General features: G+C 61.8%; 15 protein-coding genes and 1 pseudogene. 2 read left to right on the forward strand and 14 right to left on the reverse strand.

Going from position 1 to position 22,071, the window contains the following annotated elements; genetic code table 11:
• Window positions 1-25 precede the first annotated feature (25 nt).
• Window positions 26-808: an endonuclease/exonuclease/phosphatase family protein gene (locus tag B1722_RS02070; protein ID WP_041067024.1), complete on the reverse strand. Its 783-nt coding sequence runs from the start codon at window positions 806-808 to the stop codon at window positions 26-28.
• A 545-nt stretch (window positions 809-1,353) separates the two neighbouring features.
• On the opposite strand from B1722_RS02070, the pseudogene B1722_RS02075 reads away from it, so the two are divergent.
• Window positions 1,354-1,727, forward strand: a pseudogene (locus B1722_RS02075) (DUF6124 family protein).
• Between the two features lie 140 nt (window positions 1,728-1,867).
• Window positions 1,868-2,227 (forward strand): DUF6124 family protein, encoded by a 360-nt coding sequence (locus B1722_RS02080; protein WP_086791079.1) that lies wholly within the window; start codon window positions 1,868-1,870, stop codon window positions 2,225-2,227.
• A 251-nt stretch (window positions 2,228-2,478) separates the two neighbouring features.
• Here the strand turns inward: B1722_RS02080 and B1722_RS02085 are convergent, their stop codons facing one another.
• The 13 genes from B1722_RS02085 to B1722_RS02145 form a co-directional block, all read right to left on the reverse strand.
• Complete coding sequence (locus B1722_RS02085) at window positions 2,479-5,241, reverse strand: Ig-like domain-containing protein (RefSeq protein ID WP_086791080.1); 2,763 nt, start codon at window positions 5,239-5,241, stop codon at window positions 2,479-2,481.
• A gap of 332 nt (window positions 5,242-5,573) precedes the next feature.
• Window positions 5,574-6,332 carry a PIG-L deacetylase family protein gene (locus B1722_RS02090; protein ID WP_041067032.1) on the reverse strand — a complete coding sequence of 253 codons (759 nt, stop codon included), beginning with the start codon at window positions 6,330-6,332 and terminating at the stop codon, window positions 5,574-5,576.
• Window positions 6,333-6,489: 157 nt separating this feature from the next.
• On the reverse strand, window positions 6,490-7,176 hold the full coding sequence (locus B1722_RS02095) for a glycosyltransferase family 2 protein (RefSeq protein ID WP_041067035.1): 687 nt from the start codon (window positions 7,174-7,176) through the stop codon (window positions 6,490-6,492).
• A complete protein-coding gene (locus B1722_RS02100) occupies window positions 7,173-7,772 on the reverse strand; it encodes an SAM-dependent methyltransferase (protein ID WP_086791081.1) in 600 nt (199 codons plus the stop codon). Before B1722_RS02100 ends, B1722_RS02095 begins: the two co-directional genes overlap by 4 nt.
• On the reverse strand, window positions 7,769-8,542 hold the full coding sequence (locus B1722_RS02105) for a PIG-L deacetylase family protein (RefSeq protein WP_086791082.1): 774 nt from the start codon (window positions 8,540-8,542) through the stop codon (window positions 7,769-7,771). Before B1722_RS02105 ends, B1722_RS02100 begins: the two co-directional genes overlap by 4 nt.
• A complete protein-coding gene (locus tag B1722_RS02110; protein ID WP_086791083.1) occupies window positions 8,539-9,537 on the reverse strand; it encodes an acyl-CoA dehydrogenase family protein in 999 nt (332 codons plus the stop codon). The genes B1722_RS02105 and B1722_RS02110 overlap by 4 nt, the downstream gene beginning before the upstream one ends.
• A 1-nt stretch (window position 9,538) precedes the next feature.
• On the reverse strand, window positions 9,539-11,698 hold the full coding sequence (gene glgX, locus B1722_RS02115) for a glycogen debranching protein GlgX (protein ID WP_047294185.1): 2,160 nt from the start codon (window positions 11,696-11,698) through the stop codon (window positions 9,539-9,541).
• Window positions 11,699-11,941: 243 nt separating this feature from the next.
• Window positions 11,942-12,262, reverse strand: coding sequence for a DUF2934 domain-containing protein (locus B1722_RS02120; protein ID WP_041067049.1), 321 nt, complete (start codon window positions 12,260-12,262; stop codon window positions 11,942-11,944).
• A 27-nt stretch (window positions 12,263-12,289) separates the two neighbouring features.
• Window positions 12,290-15,058 carry a malto-oligosyltrehalose synthase gene (locus B1722_RS02125; protein ID WP_086791084.1) on the reverse strand — a complete coding sequence of 923 codons (2,769 nt, stop codon included), beginning with the start codon at window positions 15,056-15,058 and terminating at the stop codon, window positions 12,290-12,292.
• On the reverse strand, window positions 15,055-17,133 hold the full coding sequence (gene malQ / locus B1722_RS02130) for a 4-alpha-glucanotransferase (protein ID WP_041067055.1): 2,079 nt from the start codon (window positions 17,131-17,133) through the stop codon (window positions 15,055-15,057). The genes B1722_RS02125 and malQ overlap by 4 nt, the downstream gene beginning before the upstream one ends.
• The gene (gene treZ, locus B1722_RS02135; protein ID WP_086791085.1) at window positions 17,130-18,932 is read right to left on the reverse strand and encodes a malto-oligosyltrehalose trehalohydrolase; all 1,803 of its coding nucleotides are present in this window, start codon (window positions 18,930-18,932) and stop codon (window positions 17,130-17,132) included. The genes malQ and treZ overlap by 4 nt, the downstream gene beginning before the upstream one ends.
• An 18-nt stretch (window positions 18,933-18,950) precedes the next feature.
• Window positions 18,951-20,537 (reverse strand): glycogen synthase GlgA, encoded by a 1,587-nt coding sequence (glgA, locus tag B1722_RS02140; RefSeq protein WP_041067060.1) that lies wholly within the window; start codon window positions 20,535-20,537, stop codon window positions 18,951-18,953.
• A 574-nt stretch (window positions 20,538-21,111) separates the two neighbouring features.
• Window positions 21,112-22,065: a D-2-hydroxyacid dehydrogenase family protein gene (locus B1722_RS02145; protein ID WP_086791086.1), complete on the reverse strand. Its 954-nt coding sequence runs from the start codon at window positions 22,063-22,065 to the stop codon at window positions 21,112-21,114.
• Window positions 22,066-22,071 lie beyond the last annotated feature (6 nt).

The following is a 22,071-nucleotide window of genomic DNA, read 5'->3' on the forward strand; positions in this document are numbered from 1 at the left end:
TCCGGGGATCGCTGCCGCAGCAGGATTACAGGTGCACTTCCACCGCCAATGGCAAGTGGTCCGACAGGTGCGTCCATGGTTTGTTGCCGAGGATCTGCGGGTCGTGGCTGCTGGCGTTGCGCAGGTAGATGCGGTCCAGGCGCAGCAGTGGAAAACGCGCTGGATAGGTCTTGGCCGGACGCCCATGGTGGCGTTCGAACGCTTCGTGCAGGTAATCGCGGCGGGCGAGGGCGGCATTGCCTTGCAATTGCCAGTCGTTGAAGTCACCGGCAATGATCACCGGCGCGTCCTCGGGCAAGGATTCGAGCAACTGGCAAAGCAGCTGCAACTGCAATTGGCGGTGACTTTCCAGCAGACTCAGGTGCACACAGATGGCGTGGACTTCGGCGTGGCCCGGCACGTCCAGTACACAATGCAGCAGGCCACGGCGTTCGGGGCCGGTGATCGACACGTCGAGATTGCGGTATTCGCGGATCGGGTATTTTGACAGCAGGGCATTGCCGTGGTGACCATCGGGGTAAACCGCGTTGCGTCCGTAGGCGAAGTCACTCCACATGCTGTCGGCAAGAAATTCGTATTGCGAGGTTTGCGGCCATTCGTTGTAACGATTGGAATGGCGCTCGTGTTCGCCCACTACCTCCTGCAGAAACACCAGATCGGCCGAGGTGCTGCGCACCGCTTCGCGCAGTTCCGGCAAGATGAAGCGCCGATTGAGGGCGGTGAAGCCCTTGTGGGTATTGACCGTCAGCACGCGCAGGCGATGGATGACGGGTGCGTCGACGACGTGACGCTCGGGATCGCTGGACACGTTCACTCCTCTGAAAAAACGGCTTCCTGTTCATGCGACTGGTCTGTGCGCGGGCAGTTCCTTCCAGATGCCTCAGGCCGTAACACGAATCCCCAGAGCCGCCAGAAAACCTGTGGGAGCGAGCCTGCTCGCGAAAGCGCTCGACCCGACGACATCAAAAAAACCGAGCAGTCCTCGGACATAAACGTAAACCCGCAGCCACGTTTAAAGTACACGAATCGTTACGCCATAGCGGCTACAACGCCTTGCGCCGTTACCTACGCGTACGCCAGAATCCGCCGGCTTACACGACCATACCCTGCGCTATATCGTTTTCCTGCCACTGCCCATCGGTGGTCGGGTTTAGTAGCCCGTATGGTTTTAGTAAGTGCATGAGTCCCATTGAGCCAGGCGTATCTATTGCCTGCACTTCGATGGTGGTTGTGCGCAGGGCGCTCTCGAGCGCGCCGGTCTTGCTAATTCCTCCGGTCTACTAACCTGTGCACAGCCGCCACCCTTCTTTTAGTAGAGAACGGTCGCGGCCCTCAATCAGGAATTAGATATTTATGTTCAAAGCCACACCCAACCCCCAGACGTCGACCCGATCCCGTACGACCCAGCCCTCGACCCGCAGAAGATAAAAGCGGCCACCGACCGCGCCATCAATTTCTACCTCAACCCCGACGCACTGAAGATCTCGATCCCTTCAGCCTCGTCACGCAAATCCAGCAGAATCTTCCTCATCGACCCCACCGTGGACGAGGAAACCTTACTCGTCGAAGCCTGCGAATCATTAGCCGCCGCCCGCGACATGGCCCGCGACATCAGCGACACCGTCGACCACCCACAGCGCCGGGCCATGCTGATGCTGCATCAGGTGATCATGCTCAGTGAACTGATGGTCAACCGAGTACTGGACGGCCGCCGCGTGCCGAACTAACTGCCCGGTCCCCCTGTAGGAGCTGCCGCAGGCTGCGATCTTTTGATGTTGCTTTTCAAAACAAGATCAAAAGATCGCAGCCTTCGGCAGCTCCTACAGGTCATCATTCTTTCAAAGTGCCTTGATCGGAGTTCCAGCTGATGTCAGAAACCCCACCCAATCCGCCGATCACAGAATCGGTAACGCCGTACGAATCCCTCAACTCCAGAAAACTCCACGAAGCCGCCGAACGCGCCCTCGACCACTACCTCGCGCCCGCGCACATCATGGCCACACCGTATACCCCCAGCAGCATGTTCCTCGTCAACCCGCAAACCGACACCGAATCCCTGTTGGCCAACGCTTGTGAATCCCTGGCCTCGGCCACGGTCATGCTCGGCGATTTCGCCGGCACGCTGGAAGGGCCGAGTCGTAATACGGTGTTGGGTATCGCGCAGGTGGTGATGCTGGGGGAGCTGGCGGTGAATCAGGCGCTGGATAATGTTGTGCCGAAGGAATAGGCGAAAGCAGTAATGGCCTCATCGCGAGGAGGCGAAGGCCTACAGTGGATTTGCGTTGGTCACAGGTTATGTGCCCGGTAAAGATCCAATGTAGGGGAGAGCCGACTCGCGATTGCCATTAAATAAATGCGTCCCCTGATCACCAAACGACAAAACCCGTGAAGGGAGCCAGCCGAACGCAGCCCCTTGCGGCAGCTCCTTCGAAGTCTTTGAGACTACTCGTCCTCTCAACGATTTATCAGTCAGCGCGACTAGCCCCTGGATCGGATGCCTAAAGGATAGTAGTTTGATTTTTTATTGACTGTCTCGCGCCAACTGACGCCATGGACTTCAGGTGCAGGTGGCCATGTAGCCGTTTGTTGGGTGGATAAGAAGTAATGAACGTTGCCGTCTGCACCCTGTAGACAGCCCCAGGACGCTGCTATTGCCTGGGATTTTTTTTGGTATGAAAGATACATTACCAACCTAATCCGATCGTCACCCGCATCACCAAGGGTGAAAGGTCGTGCGCCCGGAATGGTGCTTATGAATGTCACGGCTGCGTCATAATCCATTCCGGTTTGACCATGCAATAACTCATAAACCCCACTGCACTGTACGGGATATTGAACACGAGCCCCCGTAGTGTCCGTCACCACAATGTTGGTTGTTCCATTACGTACGGAAACTACTGCACCCGTATTGGAATTAACGGTGCAGATGTCATTGTCTGCAGAAGTGTATGTATAAGGTGGAACGCCCCCAGTTGCAACGCGCGTACCTGTTGCGCCGGGTGGGATGTAAGCGGTTCTGTCCCATCTTGGGGTATAGGGCGCAGGGCCCGGGACGAGGTGCGGCCCCGCAAGTACCATGGGGGACGCGACGATCGTTATTGCTTCCACCACGTTTAATGTCCACGCTGCGGACACCTGCCCACTGCCATACAGCGCGATAGCGGTGAAGCTGTGAGCGGCCACGCTCAAGCCTGTCACGGTCAGTTCCCACAGGCCGGTCGTCAGGTTAACCGTGGCTTCACCTTTGACGCTGGTGCCATCCTTGATCTGCACTTTCTGACCTTTGGCCCCGGCCCCTGACAACGTGACCGTGGTATCGACGGTCGTCCCGCCGTTGGCAATTGGCGCACCTTTGGAGTCTACGGCTTGGGTGATGGTCGGCGGGTCGAGCTCCTGGGCAGCGCCCACATTGAAGTCCAGTGGCTGCGAATACCGGGTGCGCTCTCCCGCACGTTCAACGAAGTACCTGGCCTGGACCGTGCCGTCCTCGTTGCCCTTGATCAAATTGGCGCTGATGGAGAACGGCACCTCTCTACCGGCGGTGAACGAGTTCAGTGTGATCCAGTCGCTGTCCAGGCCGGTTTTCGAGCCCACCCACTCTCGTGTCACCTTGTCGTCGACCAGGGTATTGAGCCAGGTGGCGCTGAGCGTGGTGCCGTTGCGATCCGGGTCGAGGACGTTGTCGACCACACCCTCTACCTTCGGCATCGGCAATTCCAGGCGTGGCTCGCCAACCGCGAGCAGCGGCGCGTGTTCGGACTCGCGGACCGCATTGATCGCGCTGTAGCGATCCAGCTTCGCCAGTACGCCGTCGTCGCTCAGCAATTGGTAATAGAGCTCCAGCGTGCCACCTTCCACAACCTTGATATGGGCACTGTCGACAGTGATGTACAAAGACACTTTATCGTTGACGTCGCCATGGGTGATCGGTCGGAATGGCAGGTCGGGCAGGTACGGGGTGAAATCCGGCAGGGTGCCGAGCCAGAACAGTTTGATTGCCTGACCGGACTCGAACGAGTCATCCCAAGGGATTTCAATGCGGGTACGCGGCAGGTCCGGATCGAGTGCCCCTTGCTCGGCGTCTTCGGCGATTGGCGCCTTCAGACGCTGGAGTTGACCGATGACGCTGATGAACTGCCCTTTGGACAAAATGTCGGCCGAGCCATCGGCTTTCTGGATACGGTACAGCAGCACCATCTGGACCTTGGCAAAACGGCGCAGCAGGGCATTGTCGATCGGTATCTCAAGGATGCTCGGTACGCTCTCCACGATCACGCCCGGCAGTTCGTGGTCGATCGGTGTCCCTTCTACCGGCGTGCCTTTGAGTTGGAGGAACACGGTGTCGCCCTTCGCGAACCACTTGCCGTCCATGGCAACGACCTGCCCGGTGCCCTTGGCATCGCCCAGCTTATCGAGATCCAGCACGTTGTTCAGCGTTTCCTTGAGCAGGGGCGCCAGTGGGCGCGCCGTGTCGATACTGACCACCACTCGCTGGGCGACACTCCAGTCCTCGGAACGGTTGTCGACCTTGTCGTAGAGTTCGAACGCCACCGCCAGCCCGGTGCTGTCAGAGTCCCCCGCGTCACGGATCGTGGCTTCGTCGACATGGATGACGATGGGTGTTTTGCCTTCGACCTGGTCCTGGGTCAGTGGCAGGCTCGACACGAAGACCCCGCCCCAGCTCAGGCGGATGACGTCACCGGAGAAAATGTTCGGGTAAGGCTCAATCCTGATGTCGACACCCGCAGCCACGTTGTCCTTATCGATGCCACCTTCGAGAATCTCGCGGGGAATGTGCATGATCAGCTTGGAATGGCCCGGTTCTTCGTTGTCATCATGGCCACCGGGGCGGGTGAGCTTGACGAACACCTTCATCACTTCTGAGGGCTCGGCCGTCTGGCCCAGGCGGGTCACGCTGTAGGAGACATCGAAGTTACCGGCCAGGATGTGCCGTGGCTCTACGAATAACTGCAGTTGGGTGCCGACCTCATTTTTCTCCACGGTCTTTTGCAGTACCCGATTGTCGGGCTCCCAGAAAATAACCAGGCTGTCGCCTTGCCCCATGGGGCCCCAGGGGCCGGCCGTGCATTGCAGACCGTGGCGCGGGAAATTGTCCAGCACCGCCGCAATGTTCAGGCCCCACACATCAGGACTGGTGGAGATCGGCTCCTTGGTGCGCCCGGGAATGCCCAGCTCGCGCAAGAGGTTGGTGTGCTCGTCGGGGGAAGGGGATGAGGCCACGGGAGGTGCTCCGGTCGAGGGCTGGGGGACTGAGTGATTTAAAGCCTGACGGAGTGGAGCTGCCTACTGTCAGATCTGACAGGTCGGGAGGGGTTTTCGATGAGTGGTAGATGTTTCGACGGGGATGATTCTCGGCCAATGATACTGGGGTGTCGATCTCACCTCGTGTCACAGGGCGTTTTAGCAAGAGACTTTTTTTTAAACTGGATCTGCCCTGACGAAAATCCCTTGTGGCAGCGGACTTGCTCGCGAATGCGGTGTATCAGTCAGCAATTTAAGCGCTTGACACTGCCTATTCGCGAGCGAGCCCGCTCCCACAGGGGAAAAGTGTTTCAGATGAGGACGATTTCGTACGGCAAGCGCATGCGCTCGAGGATCACCCGTGGCAGCATCGGCGCGATGCCGATCGCCGGTTCGCCCTTGAGCTGGCTGGCATAGGCATGGGTGGCGTGGCTTTTGCGCGCCACGGTCCAGGTGTCGAGGCGCAGTTTGCGCGCACGTTCCCAGGGGATCAGGTTCTGCTCGCGCTCCGGCCAGTGCCAGGCCCAGACAGGCACGTCATGGAAGGTCGCGCCGACTTGCGCAGCCGCTTGGGCACTGGCACGGCCGACCGCTTCATGGTCGTCATTGCTGTCGTTACGCCAGGTGCTGAACACCACGTCGCCGGGGCGCAGGTAGCGCGCGATGAAGTGGGTGATGTCAGCCTCGCAGTCGAGCAGCGCATTGTCGGTAAACCCGCCGCGTACCCATTTCAGGCTGTGCATCGGCAGGCCGAGCCGGCGCAGGGCTTCGACGCTTTCCTGGGGACGGAATACGCTCAGGCGTTTTTCCGACCATTGTCGTGAACCCGGGTGGCTGGCGCTGCCGTCGGTGATCGACAGCAGTTGCAGCGGATGACCGAGGCTGGAAAGCAGTTGCAGGAGACCGCCACAGGTCACCACTTCATCACCCGGATGCGGGGCGACCACGACGGCGCGGGCACCGGGGGGAACGAGGCTGTGGGTGTTGATGACGGGAATGTTGTCCAGCTGCGCAGCGCTGTTCCATATCTGCGCCGGCAGCGAGTGTTCGCTGAGGAATAACGGTTTCATGGGTATGACGTCCTTGTTGTGTCTGGCCCTCAGTCGTGTCTGCACCGTGGAAAATCAGGCGCGCGCGACCTGTGAAGGCGGATGGATTGCTGTGCGACGCTCCGAACCCTGGATTGCCGCGCAGCAGAGTATTGCTCATGAAAACCGGTTCGTCGCGTCACAGATCAATCTGATCCGCTTTTTTTATGTCTATCTGTACCATTTTTCGCAAGTAATCACCGAATCCGCCCCGGGCTCGGCTGTCCAGACGGGCGCTGGTGTGCACTTGCGGGCGATGGCTCCAGGCGATGTCGGCGCCGGACAGCTCCAGTTGCCGCACCAGTTGGACATCTTCATCGCAGGCCAAAGGTTTGAACCCCCCGGCCCAACGATAGGCGTCTGCGCTGATTCCGAGGTTGGCACCGTGAATGTGCCGATGCCCGTCACGCGCCTGATAGTGGCTGTGATAGCGGATTTGCGCGGCTTCGTCGAACGATTGATCCCAGTGCTCGACGGTTACCGTGCCGCATACCGCGTCGGCGCCCAGGCCCAACTGCGCCACCAGCCAGTCGTCGGCCACGCGGCTGTCGGCGTCGGAGCAGGAGATCCAGCGTGCACCACGCTCCAGTAAAACCTGCGCGCCGGCGGCACGGGCCTGGCCGACGTTGCGAGCGTCGATGTGCAGGCTCAGCACCGGAAAGCCGCTGACAATCTGTGCCGACCGGTCGGTACAACTGTCGAGCACCACCAGCACCTCCACCGGTTCACCGGCCAGCAGTCCATGTTTGCTGGCACGCAGAGCGGCTGTCAGGCACTGCTCGAGCAAGTCTTCTTCGTTGTGCGCGGGAATCAGAATGCCGATCATCGCAGGCCCTCCAGTGCGGCCACCGAGCGCGGCTCGCGGCTCCAGACCTCAAGGATGAAGTCGGCTTCCTGATGCAGCGCCAGACGCGGCAGCGGCAATTGTTCGTGAATCAAGTCATGCACCTGGCGGGCATTGAGCGGGCAGCCTTCGATGGACGGGCGCCAGTGGCACGCGAGCAATTGCCCGTCTGCGGTCAGGGAATCGCTGATGCGCCGGATCACGTCTGTCAGATCCTGGGCATCGAGGTAGTAGCCGATTTCGCTCAATACAATCAGGTCGAATTTTTCCTCCGGCCAGTCGCCGGGCAGGCGGCTCTGGCGGACTTCGGCGTGGTCAAACAGGCTCAATCGATTGCGCGCCAGGTTCACCGCCGCACTGGCGGTGTCGCAACACAGCAGACGGTCACAGCGGCCAGCCAGTTCGGCGCTGAGTTCGCCATTGGCACAACCGGGTTCGAAGATCGCCCGATAATGCGCGCGGGGCAGGGCGGCGAGGGTGATCGCGCGTTTGCGTTGTTCGTACCAGCGCTCGCGAAACGCCCAAGGGTCATCGCTGGCGCGGAACAGGCCTTCGAAGTAGCGATCATCGACACTCACAGGAACACCACTTCGAAGGGTTGCAGCAGACGATCCAGCACGTACGGCGCCAGCACCGGTTGCAGCCCGGCTTGCGGGTCGCCTTCCAGTTGGCTGGCAAAGGCATGCACCGCGTGGCGTTTGCGCGCCACTTGCTCGGGTGACAACAGAATCTTGCGCGCGCGCTGCCACGGCACTGCGGCGTCTTCGGGGGAGGCCCAGTGCCAGGTCCATACCGGCAGTTCGTGGCAGGTGGCGCCGACCCGGCGTGCGGCTTCGATACTGGCGCGACCGGCGGCTTCGTGATCGCAATGGCCATCCTCGCGCCAAGTGCTGAACACCACATCGCCGGGGCGCAGGTGGCGTTCGATGAACGCGACCAGCGACGGCTCATCCGCGGCAACCTGGCTGTCGCTGAAACCGCCGCGCAGCCATTTCATCCGGTGCAGTGGCACGCCGAGGCGACGCAGGGCTTCCGCCGATTCCTGCGGGCGCACCACGCTCAGGCGTTCGACCGGCCAGCGCTCGGAGCCGGGATGACTGGCGCTGCCATCGGTGACCGAGATCAGTTGCAACTGACGCCCGGCGGCGGCCAGTAACTGCAACATCCCGCCGCAGCCAAGCACTTCATCGTCCGGGTGCGGGGCGACAATCACCGCCCGCGCGCCCGGCGGCACCAGACTGAGGACATCGACGCTGTCCAGCGCCGCCAGGTGCCGGGAATGCTGCCATTGCAACAGGGAAGTCCCTTGGTGGCCGATGATCGGATCGGGTTTGTTCACGGCATTCATAGCGTCCAGGCCTCCTCGGGGTGTTCAGCCAGCGTTTGGCCAAGGGCCGCCAGATCACGCTCGGCATGGCTCTGGCGCAGGAACACCGGCAGATCGGCGTTCAACCGGGCGAAGTGTCGATCCTTGCAGAACGGCCCGGCGCCCAGCGCCCGGCCGACATCGCGCATCACTTGCTCAGCCGATTGTTCGACCACAGCGCGGGCGCGCTGGGCCAACAGTCGGGCATCGGCTTCGGGGTGCGCATCAATGTGCAGAGCACTGAAACGCAGCACATTCGCCGCTGCGTACAACGCCGCATCGACCGCACCGAGGTGGGCGAGGGCGTGTGGCTCCTGGCGTTGCGCGCAGTGTTGCCGCAGTGCCTCGGCGATCTGCCGTGCCGCGCCGTACCAGCATGCGGCAATGCCAATCCCGCCTTGCCAGAAACCGGGGCGATTCAGGTAGTCACCGGGCTCGCCGATGGCCTGGGCTTCGGCGCCGTCGAACAACACTTCGACGCTGCCGGTGGCACCCATGCCGACCGCCTGCCAGCCCTGATCGGTGATGGTCACCCCCGGTTGATCGAGCCCCACCGCCACCAGTTGCTGGCGATCTTCGGCGTCCCACGCCGTGAGCAGTGCGTGGCTGAGCACCGCCGCACCGGAACACCAGGCCTTGCGCCCGTCAAGGCGCACCATGTGCCCGGCCGGGCGCACTTGCACCCGCGCCTGCGGCGGTTCCGCCGCCCACATGCCCCAAGTGCTGCCCGGCGTGGGCGTCCCCCCCAGTTGTTCGATGATCGCCAGTGCGTCGGTGTGGCCTTCATAGAGTTTGCACAAGCCCAAGTCGTGTCCGCCGACTTCGGCCAGACGCTGAAAACGCTCCAGCGTAAGGCCACTGCCCGGTAACGGCAGTTGATCGAGCCCGGCTTCGACCAACGCTCGCAGGCAGTGGCCGAGGGCGGCGGTGTCGGCGTAGTCCGGCGGGCGGCGCGCCAGATAGTGCTGCAGGTCCATATCAGTCTTCTTCTTCGCGTTGCAGTTCGAACAGCAGCAGCGAACGGCCGGTGACCGAGTATTCATGGCCGAACTCGAAGCGCTCCTGACCGCGAATGGCCGGTTGGTTGGTATCGATCATGCAGGTCCAGAAACTGCCTTCCGGCACTTCCGGCAGGCTGAAATTGACGATGTCGTGATGGGCGTTGACCACCAGCAGCAGCGTCGCGTCGGCACCCTTGCGGCGGATCCCGGTCTCCTGCGCACGGCCATCGAGCAGCATGCCCAGGCAACGGTTATGCGCGTCATGCCAATGTTCGGTGGTCATCTCGGTGCCATCCGGCGCCAGCCAGGTGACGTCCTTGACGCCAATGTCCTCGTTGTACTCGCCGACCAGGAAACGCCCACGGCGCAGAATCGGATAAGCCATGCGCAACTTGATCAGGCGTTTGACGAACTTGAGCAGCGCCTTGCCGTCTTCGCTGAGGTCCCAGTTGACCCAGCCGATCTCGCTGTCCTGGCAATAGGCGTTGTTGTTGCCGTCCTGCGTGCGAGCGAATTCGTCGCCGGCGACGATCATCGGCGTGCCTTGCGACAGCAGCAGCGTGGCGAAGAAGTTGCGCATCTGCCGATGGCGCAGCGCGTTGATCTCGGGATCGTCGGTCGGGCCTTCGACGCCGTGGTTCCACGACAGGTTGTTGTTGCTGCCGTCCTGGTTGTTCTCGTCGTTGGCCTCGTTGTGCTTGTCGTTGTACGACACCAGATCGTTGAGGGTAAAGCCGTCGTGGGCGGTGATGAAATTCACCGACGAATACGGCCGTCGCCCACGCTGGTTGAACATCTCGCCGGACGCGGTCATGCGGCTGGCGAAGTCGGCAACCTGGCCGTCGTCGCCTTTCCAGAACGCGCGCACGGTGTCGCGGAACTTGTCGTTCCACTCGACCCAGCCCGGCGGGAAGTGGCCGACCTGATAGCCGCCGGGGCCGCAGTCCCATGGCTCGGCGATCATTTTCACCTGGCGCAGCACCGGGTCCTGACGGCATGCGACGAGGAAGCTGTGACGCTCGTCGAAACCGTCGTGATAACGCCCGAGAATCGTCGCCAGGTCGAAGCGGAAACCGTCGACATGCATTTCGCTGGCCCAGTAACGCAGCGAGTCAGTGACCATCTGCAGCACACACGGATGGCTCAGGTCGAGGGTGTTACCGGTGCCGGAATCGTTGATGTAGTAGCGCTTGTCGTCCGGCATCAACCGGTAATACGAGGCGTTGTCGATGCCGCGCATCGACAGGGTCGGGCCTTGTTCGTTGCCCTCGGCGGTGTGGTTGTAGACCACGTCGAGGATCACTTCCAGGTTGGCCTCGTGCAGGTGCGCGACCATCTCCTTGAACTCGGCGATCTTGCCGCTGGCCAGGTAACGCGGATCCGGGGCGAAGAAGGCGATGCTGTTGTAACCCCAGTAGTTGGTCATGCCCTTGTGCAGCAGGTGCTGGTCATTGACGAAGGCGTGAATCGGCAGCAGTTCCACCGACGACACGCCGAGTTTGCGGATGTGTTCGAGTACATCATCGACCATCAACCCGGCGAAGGTGCCGCGCACGTTCTCCGGCACCGACGGATGACGCATGCTGATGCCGCGCACGTGGGTTTCATAAATGATGGTTTTGTCCCACGGCACGCTGACGCGATGGTCGTTACCCCAGGTATGCGCCGGGTCGATGACTTTGCATTTGGGCACGAAGGGAGCGCTGTCGCGCTCATCGAAACTGAGGTCGGCGTCGGGATGGCCGATGGTGTAGCCGAACAGCGCCTCGGACCATTTCAACTCGCCAACCAGTTGTTTGGCATAGGGGTCGATCAGCAGTTTGTTGTGGTTGAAGCGGTGGCCGTTGGCCGGGTCATACGGGCCATAGACGCGGTAGCCGTAGATCAGCCCCGGGTGGGCGTCGGGCAGATAACCGTGATAGATCTCGTCGGTGTATTCCGGCAGTTCGATACGTTCGAGTTCAACTTCTCCGGCGTCGTCGAATATGCACAACTCAACCTTGGTGGCATTGGCGGAAAACAGCGCAAAGTTGACCCCCAGACCATCCCAGGTCGCACCGAGCGGGAAGGGCAGGCCTTCACGGATTCTCGACGGTTCAGCGTGCGCTGCGGGCTCGGCTTTTTTTGGACTGGTCATGATTGCTCCTGCAAAACGGGTTGGTTCGAATAATCAACTGTGGGAAAAGAATCTGTGGTGAGGGGATTTATCCCCGATGGGTCGCGCAGCGGCCCTGCGACTGCTTCGCAGCCGATCGGGGATAAATCCCCTCACCACAGACATCTCTCCCTGACAGGGGTTATCAGGTTTTTTGAGGACGAGTTGTCCCTGCGTGACGGGCGAACCCGCCACACGGTCATTCAGTTCAACAATCCGGGTGTGTCAGTTGGCCGGGGGCTTGCGTGGGGCGCGGGGCTTTTTCTCGGCGGCTTTTTCACCCGGCGGGACGACCTTGGCGGCGCCTGCCGGTTTGGCCTTGGCGGCCGCGGGCGCCTTGGGCTTGGTCGCCGCAGCCTTGCTGTCGGTGCCTTTGCCGGCGGTTTTGCTGCCCGCCGCTTTCGGCGCTTTCTTCGGTGCCAAAGCTTCGGCTTCAGCCAGTTTGCGCGCCATCTCCCAGTGGCGTGCTTCATGACCTTCAGGTTTGCCCTCTGATTCCCAGATCTGATAGGCGAACTCGCGGATGCGTTTATCGTCGGTACTCATCGCAATGCTCCTGAACTGAACTCGTCGTTACGTAAAGAGTTGGATAAACAGATTGACCGGGATATCCCCCAGCGCGGCGCTGACGTTCAGCTCCCTGTTTTTTGTGACTGCGCTGCTGTGAAAAAGTCCCTTCAGGTTTGTGTCAGAGGCGGCGAACGGTAAAACCACCCGTGTATCGCCCCAGCGCAGCGCATCAACTTGAGGGACGGCACCGTTTTCCAGCAGCGTCGCGCAGCGCACCGGGACGATCACGATGGCGTACATCCCCTCGTGCTCACGGGCAAACGCGAGCACGTTGTGCGCCTGGCTGCCCAGTACCTCCAAGGCTTGGTACGCGCCGCGCCGGAACAGCTCGGCGTGTTCGACGCGCAGGTTCAGCACCTCGGCGATCAACGCTTGCTTGATACGCCCGTCACGCCAGTTCGCCAGCAGAGTCTCGACTTCAATGCGTTGATGCAGGGCCTGCTCGCGAGCGGCGTAGTCCACCGGCCGGCGGTTGTCCGGATCGACCAGGCTGAAATCCCAGAACTCGTTGCCCTGATACAGATCCGGCACCCCCGGCACCGTCATGCGCAGCAAGGTTTGCGCCAGACTGTTGAGGGCGCCGGCCGCAGCGATACTGTTCACGGTCTTGCTCAGCGCGGCGCGCAGCAGCTCGCCTTCTGCACCGGTGAGCAGGCGTTGAGTGAACGTCTGCGCAGCGTTTTCATAGGCTTCATTCGGTGCACTCCAACTGCTCTGCAGCTTGGCTTCGCGCAGGGCTTTCTGCTGCCATTGCCAGATCCGCTCGGCGTAATCGGCCAAGCCGGCCTGATCATCATCGCGCAAGTGCAGCGGCCAACTGCCGAGCAGGGCTTGATAGAGGATCAGTTCATCAGCGGACGAGGGCTGTTGATCATCGTCACGCAGCGGACGGGCGAGGGCGCGCCACAACTCGACCTGTTCGGCGTACCAGTGGCAGCGCTCGCTGAGCACCGCCAGCCGCGCACGGGTGTCCTCGCCGCGTTTGTGGTCATGGGTGGCGGTGGCCAGCAAGTTGTCGGGAAACGCCTCCATGCGCTGTTGATTGATCGCGTGGAAGTCACTCAGCGGTGCGCTGAACTGTTCGGTGTTGTAGCCGACGTCGTTGCGCGACAGCAGCACCGCCGAGCGGTACAGCGCGGTGTCTTCCACGGCTTTGGCCGCCGCAGGGGAGGTCAGTTGCTGGAAACGTACGCAGGCGTGCTTGAGAATCTTGCGTGAGCGTCCGCGCGGAGTGTGCCGCCACGGCGTGCCACCGAGCCATGCGGCCACGCAGTCGAGCACCGGCCAGTCGCCTTCGCTCAGGGTCTGCCGGGCGCCGTCCATGGCTTGCTGGAAGAAGTGCTCATCCTGCGCCGAACGACCGAGTGCGCTGATGTAGGTGCGATACACCGGAAAATGCACGATCAGCGCTTGCAACACGCGGCGAATCGCGCCGAGGGTCAGGTCGCGGGTCATCAGGTCGTCCCGGGCAACCTGCAGCAGCGCCTGAGCGACGCTTTCGAAGTCGCTGGCCAGCGAGCCATTGAGAATCTGCTGGCGCGCCAGTTGCGCTTCTTCGATGAACGCCGCCGGACGTTCGGTGCGCCGCTGCCACAGATCGCCGAGGACGTATTCGCCATCGGGGTCGTGTTGCAGCAACGAGAGCTGATTCATGAACTCGTAACCGGTGCTGCCATCCACTGCCCAGTCGGTGCGCAGGGTTTCGCCGGCACCGAGAATCTTCTCGACGTAGATCGGCAAGTGCCGACCCGGCGCGAGCAAGTCGAGGCGCCGACGCAGTTTGCGGCAATAACCGCGCGGATCGGCGAGGCCGTCGATGTGGTCGATGCGCAAACCGTCGACCAGCCCTTCGGCGATCAACTGGAAAATCTTGCCGTGAGTCGCTTCGAACACCGCCGGGCGTTCGACACGCAGGCCGCCGAGTTCGTTGATGTCGAAAAAGCGCCGCCAGTTGATGTCATCCGCTGCGGTGCGCCAACTGGCCAGACGGTAGCTCTGGCGTTCGAGCAATTGGTGCAGCTTGTCGAAACCTTCGGCAGTGGTGGAATCGTATTGCGCGAGACTTTCCTCGATCGCGGCGAAGATCTGCGGATCGCTTGCCAGCTCCTTCAATTCAGCTTTGAGCGGCATCGCCAGCGCGTGCGCGTCGTTCTGGTAGCTCAACGCACTGAAACGATCAGCCAGTGACTTCAGCCTCTCAATGGGTTTGAGCAGTTCACCGTAGTCATTCGGGCAGATCGGGAAGTGGTGTTCGTAATGCTCGACGTAAAAGCGCCCTTGCCGTGCGTCGAAGTGCAGTTTCAGCGAACCTTCCTGCAACGCGACGCCGTAATCGCTGCCCAGAAACGGCAGCAGCAACTGGCCTTCCATCAACGGATCTGGCGAGTGCCACTGGATGTCGAAGAACTCGCCGTAAGGGCTGAGTCGACCCCATTCCAGCAGGTCGAGCCACCACGGATTGTCCCCGCCGCCGACGGCCATGTGGTTGGAGACGATGTCGAGGATCAGCCCCATGTTGTGTTCGCGCAGGGTGCTGACCAGACGCCGCAGTGCCGGTTCGCCGCCGAGTTCTGGATTGACCTGGGTCGGGTCGACCACGTCGTAGCCGTGCATGGAGCCGGCGCGGGCCGCGAGCAGCGGTGAGGCGTAGAGGTGGCTGATGCCCAGGCGGGCAAAGTACGGTACCAGCGGCACCGCTTGTTCCAACGTGAAACCCTTGTGAAATTGCAGGCGCAGGGTGGCGCGTAGAGGCTGGATAAGCGTCTGGTTCATTGGTCACGCTCGGCAGCTTGCAGGCGGGCACAGGCCAGCAGTTCCAGACGCCGCGCGGCATCGGTGCCGTCGAGCAACGCTTCGCTGTTGCCGGGCAGGCGCCGCGACCAGTTCGGGTGGCTGTCGATGGTACCCGGCAGGTTGGCTTGTTCGTCGATGCCCAGCGCATCCTCCAGCGGCAGCAACACCAGCGGCGCGCGGGTGTGGCCGAGGAAACGCACGCTGGCGTCCACCACCTGATCGGCTTCGTGGGACTCTTCGCGAAAGTTCTGCGGGTCCTGACTCAGGGCCCCGCGCAGGCCTTCGCGTTCGCGCTGGCGATGACGGCGCCAGTCGATTTCACCGTTGGCATCGACAAAGCCCAGGCGCGCATTCCAGTCGATGTCACGGCCGTGCCACCAGCCGTTGAGGGTTGGCAGATCGTGGGTGCTGGTGGTCGCCAGCGCGTTGTCCGGCCAGTCGAGGATCGGCTTGAAACGGGTGTTGTCCTGCTCAAACAACAGCACGCGCATGCCGAGAATCGAACGTGCGCTGAGCTTTTCTCGCAGCCCCTCGGGCACCGTGCCCAAGTCTTCGCCGAGGACGATGGCCTGATGCCGATGGGATTCGAGGGTCAGCAGGCGCAGCAGGTCGTCGAACGGGTAATACAGATAAGCGCCATCGGCCGGAACGGCGCCATTGGGGATCACCCACAGGCGTTGCAGGCCCATCACATGATCGATGCGCAGTCCGCCGGCATGGGCGAAGTTGGCCCGGAGCATGTCGATGAACGCGCGAAAGCCGTTGCGTATCAGGCCCTCGGGGGAAAACGCGGAAATCCCCCAGCCCTGACCGGAGCGGTTGAGAATGTCCGGGGGCGCGCCCACGGTGAGCGAGGCGAGCAATTCGTCCTGAAAGCTCCAGGCCTGACTGCCGGCGCCGTCGGCACCGACCGCGAGGTCGGCGATCAGGCCGATGCCCATGCCGGCGCTACGGGCAGCCGTCTGCGCGCGCTCCAGGCAGCGGTGGATCAGCCATTGGCAGAAGGCGAAGTAACCGATGCGTTCGGCGTATTCCTCGGCAAAGGCTTCAAGGGCGGCACCGCGCGGGTCGTGCCAGTGTTCCGGCCATTCCCGCCAGTCGAGGCTTTCGCCACGGGCAGCGCGCATTTCTTGAATCGCTTCGAAGCGGCAGTGATTTTCCAGCGCTTCGCCACCGGCATGACGGAAACTGGCGAAGTCCGGGTGCAACGGATGCTCGCCGGTGACAAAACCATCGTACAAGGCTTGCAGCAATGCCTGTTTGGCGTTGGCGGCGGTCGGCCAGTCGATCAGTTTCGAATCTTCCAGTTGACGAAATTGTTCCGCCAGCCCGCTGGCGTCGATCGCATCGCGCAAGGCCCGTTCGCCAAGGATGGCGCCCGGTGCGGCATACAGGGGGTTGAGAAACAGACGGCTGGAGGGCGAATAAGGGCTGTAGCGCCCGGTGTCGGCGCTGAACATCGCGTGCAACGGACTGATCGCCAGCGCATCGGCGCCGCGTTCGCCGGCCACACGAGCCAGTTCCTCCAGTGCCTGGGTGTCACCAAAGCCGCAGTCGCCGGGGCGACGCAGGCTGTACAGCTGCGCGCTCAGGCCCCAGACGCGAGGGATCGGGTTGTCTACCGCATCGCCCACGCTGAAGCAACGCTCGGGGGCCACGGCCAGAGTGAAATACTGATCGGCGATATGCACCTGCTGATAACCGACCGGGATCAAGCCGGGCAGTTTCGCTTCGGCGTCGAGTTTGAGGTTAAGGCGGGAACCGTCTTCGAGGTGGATTTCGCAAGGCGTCTCGGGCTCGAAATAGCGAGCCAGATCAACGCCGACCCCGACATCGGCGGTCAACAGCGGCGGCAAGTGGCGATCTTGCTGTACTTGTTGCAGTTGCAGCAGGCTGGCATCGATTTCCTGCGCGGTGTTGGCCGGATGACCCAGCCCGGTAAGGACATTGCGCAGTACCGCCGGGGCGACTTTCTGCGGGCGGCCATTGGCGTCGATCCAGTCGACGGCGAGGCCGGCGCGGCTTGCGAGTATTTCCAGTTGCGCATCGCTCATAGGCGCTCTCCATCCAGAGGTTGCAAGGGGGTTGCGGCCGTGAGGCTGACAAGCGCGCAATACGCGGGCAGTTGGCCCGGTTCCGACAGGGCAACGGCGGGCGGTTGCTGAAACAGCCACACAGCGTCGCTCTGTGCTGGGTTGACCACTGGCGTGTCGCTGAGGTTCAGGTCAATTCGCAGCTCACTGCCATCGCCCAGGCGCCAGCGCGCACTAACCGCGCCACGACCGAGCATGTGCGCCCCGAGCGCCTGGGTGCCGGACAGGTTGGGAATGATGTATTGATGGCGCAATTGCAGCAGGCGTCGGTACAGCGCGAGGGTTTCCTGCTGTTTTGCGCTGCCGCTGCCGATCAAGCGTGGCTGTGAGGCGTGGAAGGTCTTTTCAGCATTCGGATCGGGAATTTTTTCGCGCTGGTGCGGATCGGTGAAGGCGCTGAACGCGGCGAACTCATTGCGCCGACCTTCGCGCACCAGATCCGCCAGTTCACCGTGGTGGCTGGTGAAGAACAGGAACGGTTGCTCGGCGGCGAACTCATCGCCCATGAACATCAGCGGAATCATCGGTGACAGCAGTAACAGTACGGTGGCGGCCTGCACGGCGCGTGGGTCGGCTAATTGATGCAGGCGTTCGCCGAAGGCCCGGTTGCCGATCTGGTCGTGGTTCTGCAGAAACAGGATGAAAGCGGTGGAGGGCAGGTGTTCACTGGGCTCACCGCGAGGTTCGCCGTGGCGGGTGATGTGGCCTTGAAACACGAAGCCCTGGCTCAGGCAGCGGGCCAGTTGCTCAGTGGGTTGCAGCGCATAGTCAGCGTAATAGGCATCGGTTTCGCCGGTCAGCAGCACGTGCAGGGCGTTGTGCCCGTCGTCGTTCCACTGCGCGTCGTAATCCTCTTCGAGCAGGCTTGACTGGTTGAGCTCGTTTTCCACGGTCAGCCAGACGTGGCGCGTCGGATCGATCTGTTGACGGATGCGTTGTGCCAGCTCCGGCAGGAAATCCGGGCTTTCGATCGCATGCACTGCGTCCAGGCGCAGACCGTCGAAACGGTATTCGAGCACCCACATCAGCGCGTTTTCGATAAAGAAGTCCCGCACTTCACGGCGGCGGAAGTCGATCGCCGTCCCCCAGGGCGTGTGCTTGTCTTCGCGAAAAAAACCTTTGGCGTAGCGACCGAGGTAATTGCCGTCGGGGCCGAAGTGGTTGTAGACCACGTCGAGAATCACCGCCAGACCATGGCCGTGGGCGCTGTCGATCAGGTGTTTGAGTTGTTCCGGGGTGCCATAGGAGGCTTGCGGTGCGAAAGGCAGTACGCCGTCGTAACCCCAGTTGCGGGTACCGGGAAATTGCGCGACAGGCATCAGTTCGATGGCGGTAATCCCCAGCTCGACCAGACGCGCCAGATGCTGCTCGACTTCCGCAAAACCGCCGAGTGCGCCGACGTGCAGCTCGTAGATCACCGCTTCGCTCCACGGCCGGCCGTGCCAGGTGGTGTGCCGCCAGTCATAGGCCAGCGGATCGACCACCACGCTGTGGCGGTCAAGGTCACCGTCCTGAGCGCGGGAGGCCGGGTCGGGCACCTCCAGTTCACCGTCGATATTGAAGCGGTAGCGGGTGCCCGCCGGGCACCGGGCCTTGATCACGAACCAGCCATCGCCCTGCGGCAACATCGGCAGGGACTGGCCGTCTTCAAGTTCGACACTGACGTAAAACGCATCCGGTGCCCACAGCGCAAACTGAGTGTGTTCGGCGTCCTGCATGATCGCGCCGTGGGGCCAGTTTTCTTGGGTCCGTAACGGCATCGTGAAAAGCTCCCTGAGTTATTTGTGGCCGGCTTTACCCAGCGCCTTGGCGACCAGTCGTTCGTAGAGTTCGGCGTAGGGTTCGACCGCTTTGCACCAGTTGAACGGCGCGGCCATGGCCCGGCAGCGCATCGCGTTGAGCAATTCGGGGAAGGCGAAGACCTTGAACGCACGGCTCAGGGCTTCGCGGTAGCTGTCGGCGGTGGATTCGTCGAAAAGGAAACCGGTGACGCCATTCTCGATGGTGTCGGCCAGCCCGCCGGTATTGCGCGCCACCGGCAACGAGCCGAAACGCTGGGCGTACATCTGACTGAGGCCGCAAGGCTCGTAACGCGACGGCATCAGCAGGAAATCGCTGCCGGCGAACATGCGGCGGGCGTCGGTTTCATTGAAGCCGATGCGCACGCCGATCTGCCCGGGGAAGCGCAGCGCCAGCTCACGCATGGCCTGTTCTTCTTCCGGCTCGCCACGGCCGATGATTGCGATCTGGCCGCCGTTCTGCACGATGTATTCGGAGACGGCTTGCGTCAGGTCCAGACCTTTTTGATAGACCAGTCGCGAAACCACGGCAAACAGCGGGCCGCTGGAGTCGCTCAGGCCAAACAGTTCACGCACATGGGCGGCGTTGATCGCTTTGCCTTCCCAGTCGCCGATGGCGAACGGCGCGAACAGGTGCGGATCCGTCGCCGCATCCCAGCTTTCGTCGATGCCGTTGGGAATGCCGCTGAGCAAGCCTTGCTGGGTCTTGGCGGCGAGAAAACCGTCGAGACCGCAGCCGAAATCCGGGGTGGTGATTTCCTGCGCATAGGTCGCACTGACGGTGGTGATGTGGCTCGAATAGGCCATACCGGCCTTGAGGAACGACATCTTGCCGTAAAACTCCATGCCTTCCTGTTGCAGAGCATGGGTCGGGATGCCGAGTTCCGGGCACGAGCCAAGGCTGGTCACGCCTTGATAGGCCAGGTTGTGAATGGTGAACAGGGTCGGCGTGCGCTGCCCGCGCCAGTGCATATAGGCAGGAGCCAGACCGGCCGGCCAGTCGTGGGCGTGCACCAGATCCGGGCACCAGTGAATCTGTGCGAGGTTGGCGGCGATATCGGCAGCGGCCAGACCCAGGCGGGCGAAACGGATATGGTTGTCGGGCCAGTCGCGGCCATTGTTGGCGCCGTAGGGCGAGCCTTCACGTTCATACAGTTCAGGGCAGATCAGGACGTAGATCACCAGTCCGTCCGGCATGTCCATGCGCCCGATCTTGCACGGGGGCAGTGCGGCATGGCCGCCGAGTTCGCCGATGATATGGATCGGGTTCTCGCTGTGCATCACCTGCGGGTAGCCGGGGATCAACACCCGCACATCGTGCAAGTGCGCCATGGCGCGGGGCAGGGCGGCGGAGACGTCACCCAGACCGCCGGTCTTCACCAGATCGGCAATTTCCGAGGTGACGAACAGCACTTTCTTCTTGTTCGGATTCTGGCTGGCGACTGGCGTCAGCGTTTTGGTGCCCGGGACGCTGATCGACCGGCTGCCGGGAAGACTCATGGTGCTCGATTCACCAACCGCCTGCTGAGCACGCTCTCCCTGAATATCCAATGCCGCACTGATCATATGAATCTCCCGTGTCGTTGATCTGATTCTTGTATCGAACAAGCTGTGGCCAAATCCTGTGGCCGGGCGCAAACGCGCCACGCATCGGTGAGCAAACGCTACCCAACACGCGCAAGCAGAATGGGTGAAAGGGCCGTTGCAAGGATTGCACCAGTCGCGTTGACCCTGCCTTTCAGATGACCCGCCGCCATCGGCAAAAGTTTCGACAATTTTTCGGCTTTGTGACTGGCCGGTTTTAACCCGCGAAAATCAGTCTAGGCCAGATCCTAGAGCGGGCGAGAGCAAACGGGTAAATTGTTCGACAATCGGTTTGCAGGCAGCGAAAACCGTGGTGTTCAAGCGGGAACGCACCGACGAAGGGCAGGTTTTTTTGATGGAGAGGGCTAAAACGGTGACTGGCCGGTCACGATTTTGTGCTAGCGGAAAGGCGAAGCGCACTGTTGTGGTGCGGTCAGTTTGTTGATCTGCTGAACACGTATGCACCTGTAGGAGCTGCCGAAGGCTGCGATCTTTTGATCTTGATCTAAAAAAACAAGATCAAAAGATCGCAGCCTTCGGCAGCTCCTGCACGGGGTCAGTTGAGGATTCGGATTGGGTTGCCGGCCGCCCACCCCTGAATATCCTCGATCATTTGCGAAAAGAACTGCGCATAGTTCTGCCGGCTGACATACCCCACATGCGGTGTGGCCAGCACATTGTCCAGCGTGCGAAACGGATGCAGTTCAGGCAATGGTTCCTGATCGAACACATCCAGCGCCGCTGCGGCGATCTTGCGTTTCTGCAATGCCTTGATCAGCGCCGCTTCATCGACGATCGGCCCGCGGGCGGTGTTGACCAGCAGCGCGCCGGGTTTCATCCAGTCCAGCGCCTGTGCGTCGACCAGCCCACGGCTGCGCTCGCTCAATACCAGATGCACCGACAGCACATCGGCCTGCTCGAACAGTTGCTGTTTGCTGACCCGGGTCACGCCGCCGGCTTCAGCGCGTTCGGCGGTGAGATTCTCACTCCAGGCAATTACGCGCATGCCAAACACCTGACCGAATTGCGCGACCTTTTGACCGATGCTGCCCAGACCAAGAATGCCCAGGGTTTTGCCGTGTAAATCACCGCCCAGCCCTTGCTGCCAGCCGCCGGCGCGCAGGGCATTGGCTTCATTCACCAGATTGCGCGTGGCGGCCATGATCAGTGCCCAGGTCAGTTCCGGCGCCGCGTGCTTATAGCTGTCGGTGCCGCAGACCTGGATCCCGAGCCTGGCAGCCGCCTGCATGTCCAGCGCCGCGTTGCGCATGCCGCCGGTGACCAGCAGCTTGAGGTTGGGCAGGCGCTGCAGCAGGTCCTGATCGAAACGCGTGCGCTCGCGCATTACGCAGATCACCTGGTACTGGCCAAGACGTTCGGCCAGTGTGGCGTTGTCCGCCGGGTAGTCGTGCACAAACGTCACTTCGCCGATGCTGTCGAGCACCGACCAGTCGACCACGTCCCGCGCCACGTCCTGCCAGTCATCGATCACTGCAATCTGCACCGCCATCAGCCT

Source organism: Pseudomonas sp. SCPG-7 (assembly GCF_002156405.1).
In the GTDB taxonomy this organism is placed as follows: Bacteria; Pseudomonadota; Gammaproteobacteria; order Pseudomonadales; family Pseudomonadaceae; genus Aquipseudomonas; species Aquipseudomonas parakoreensis.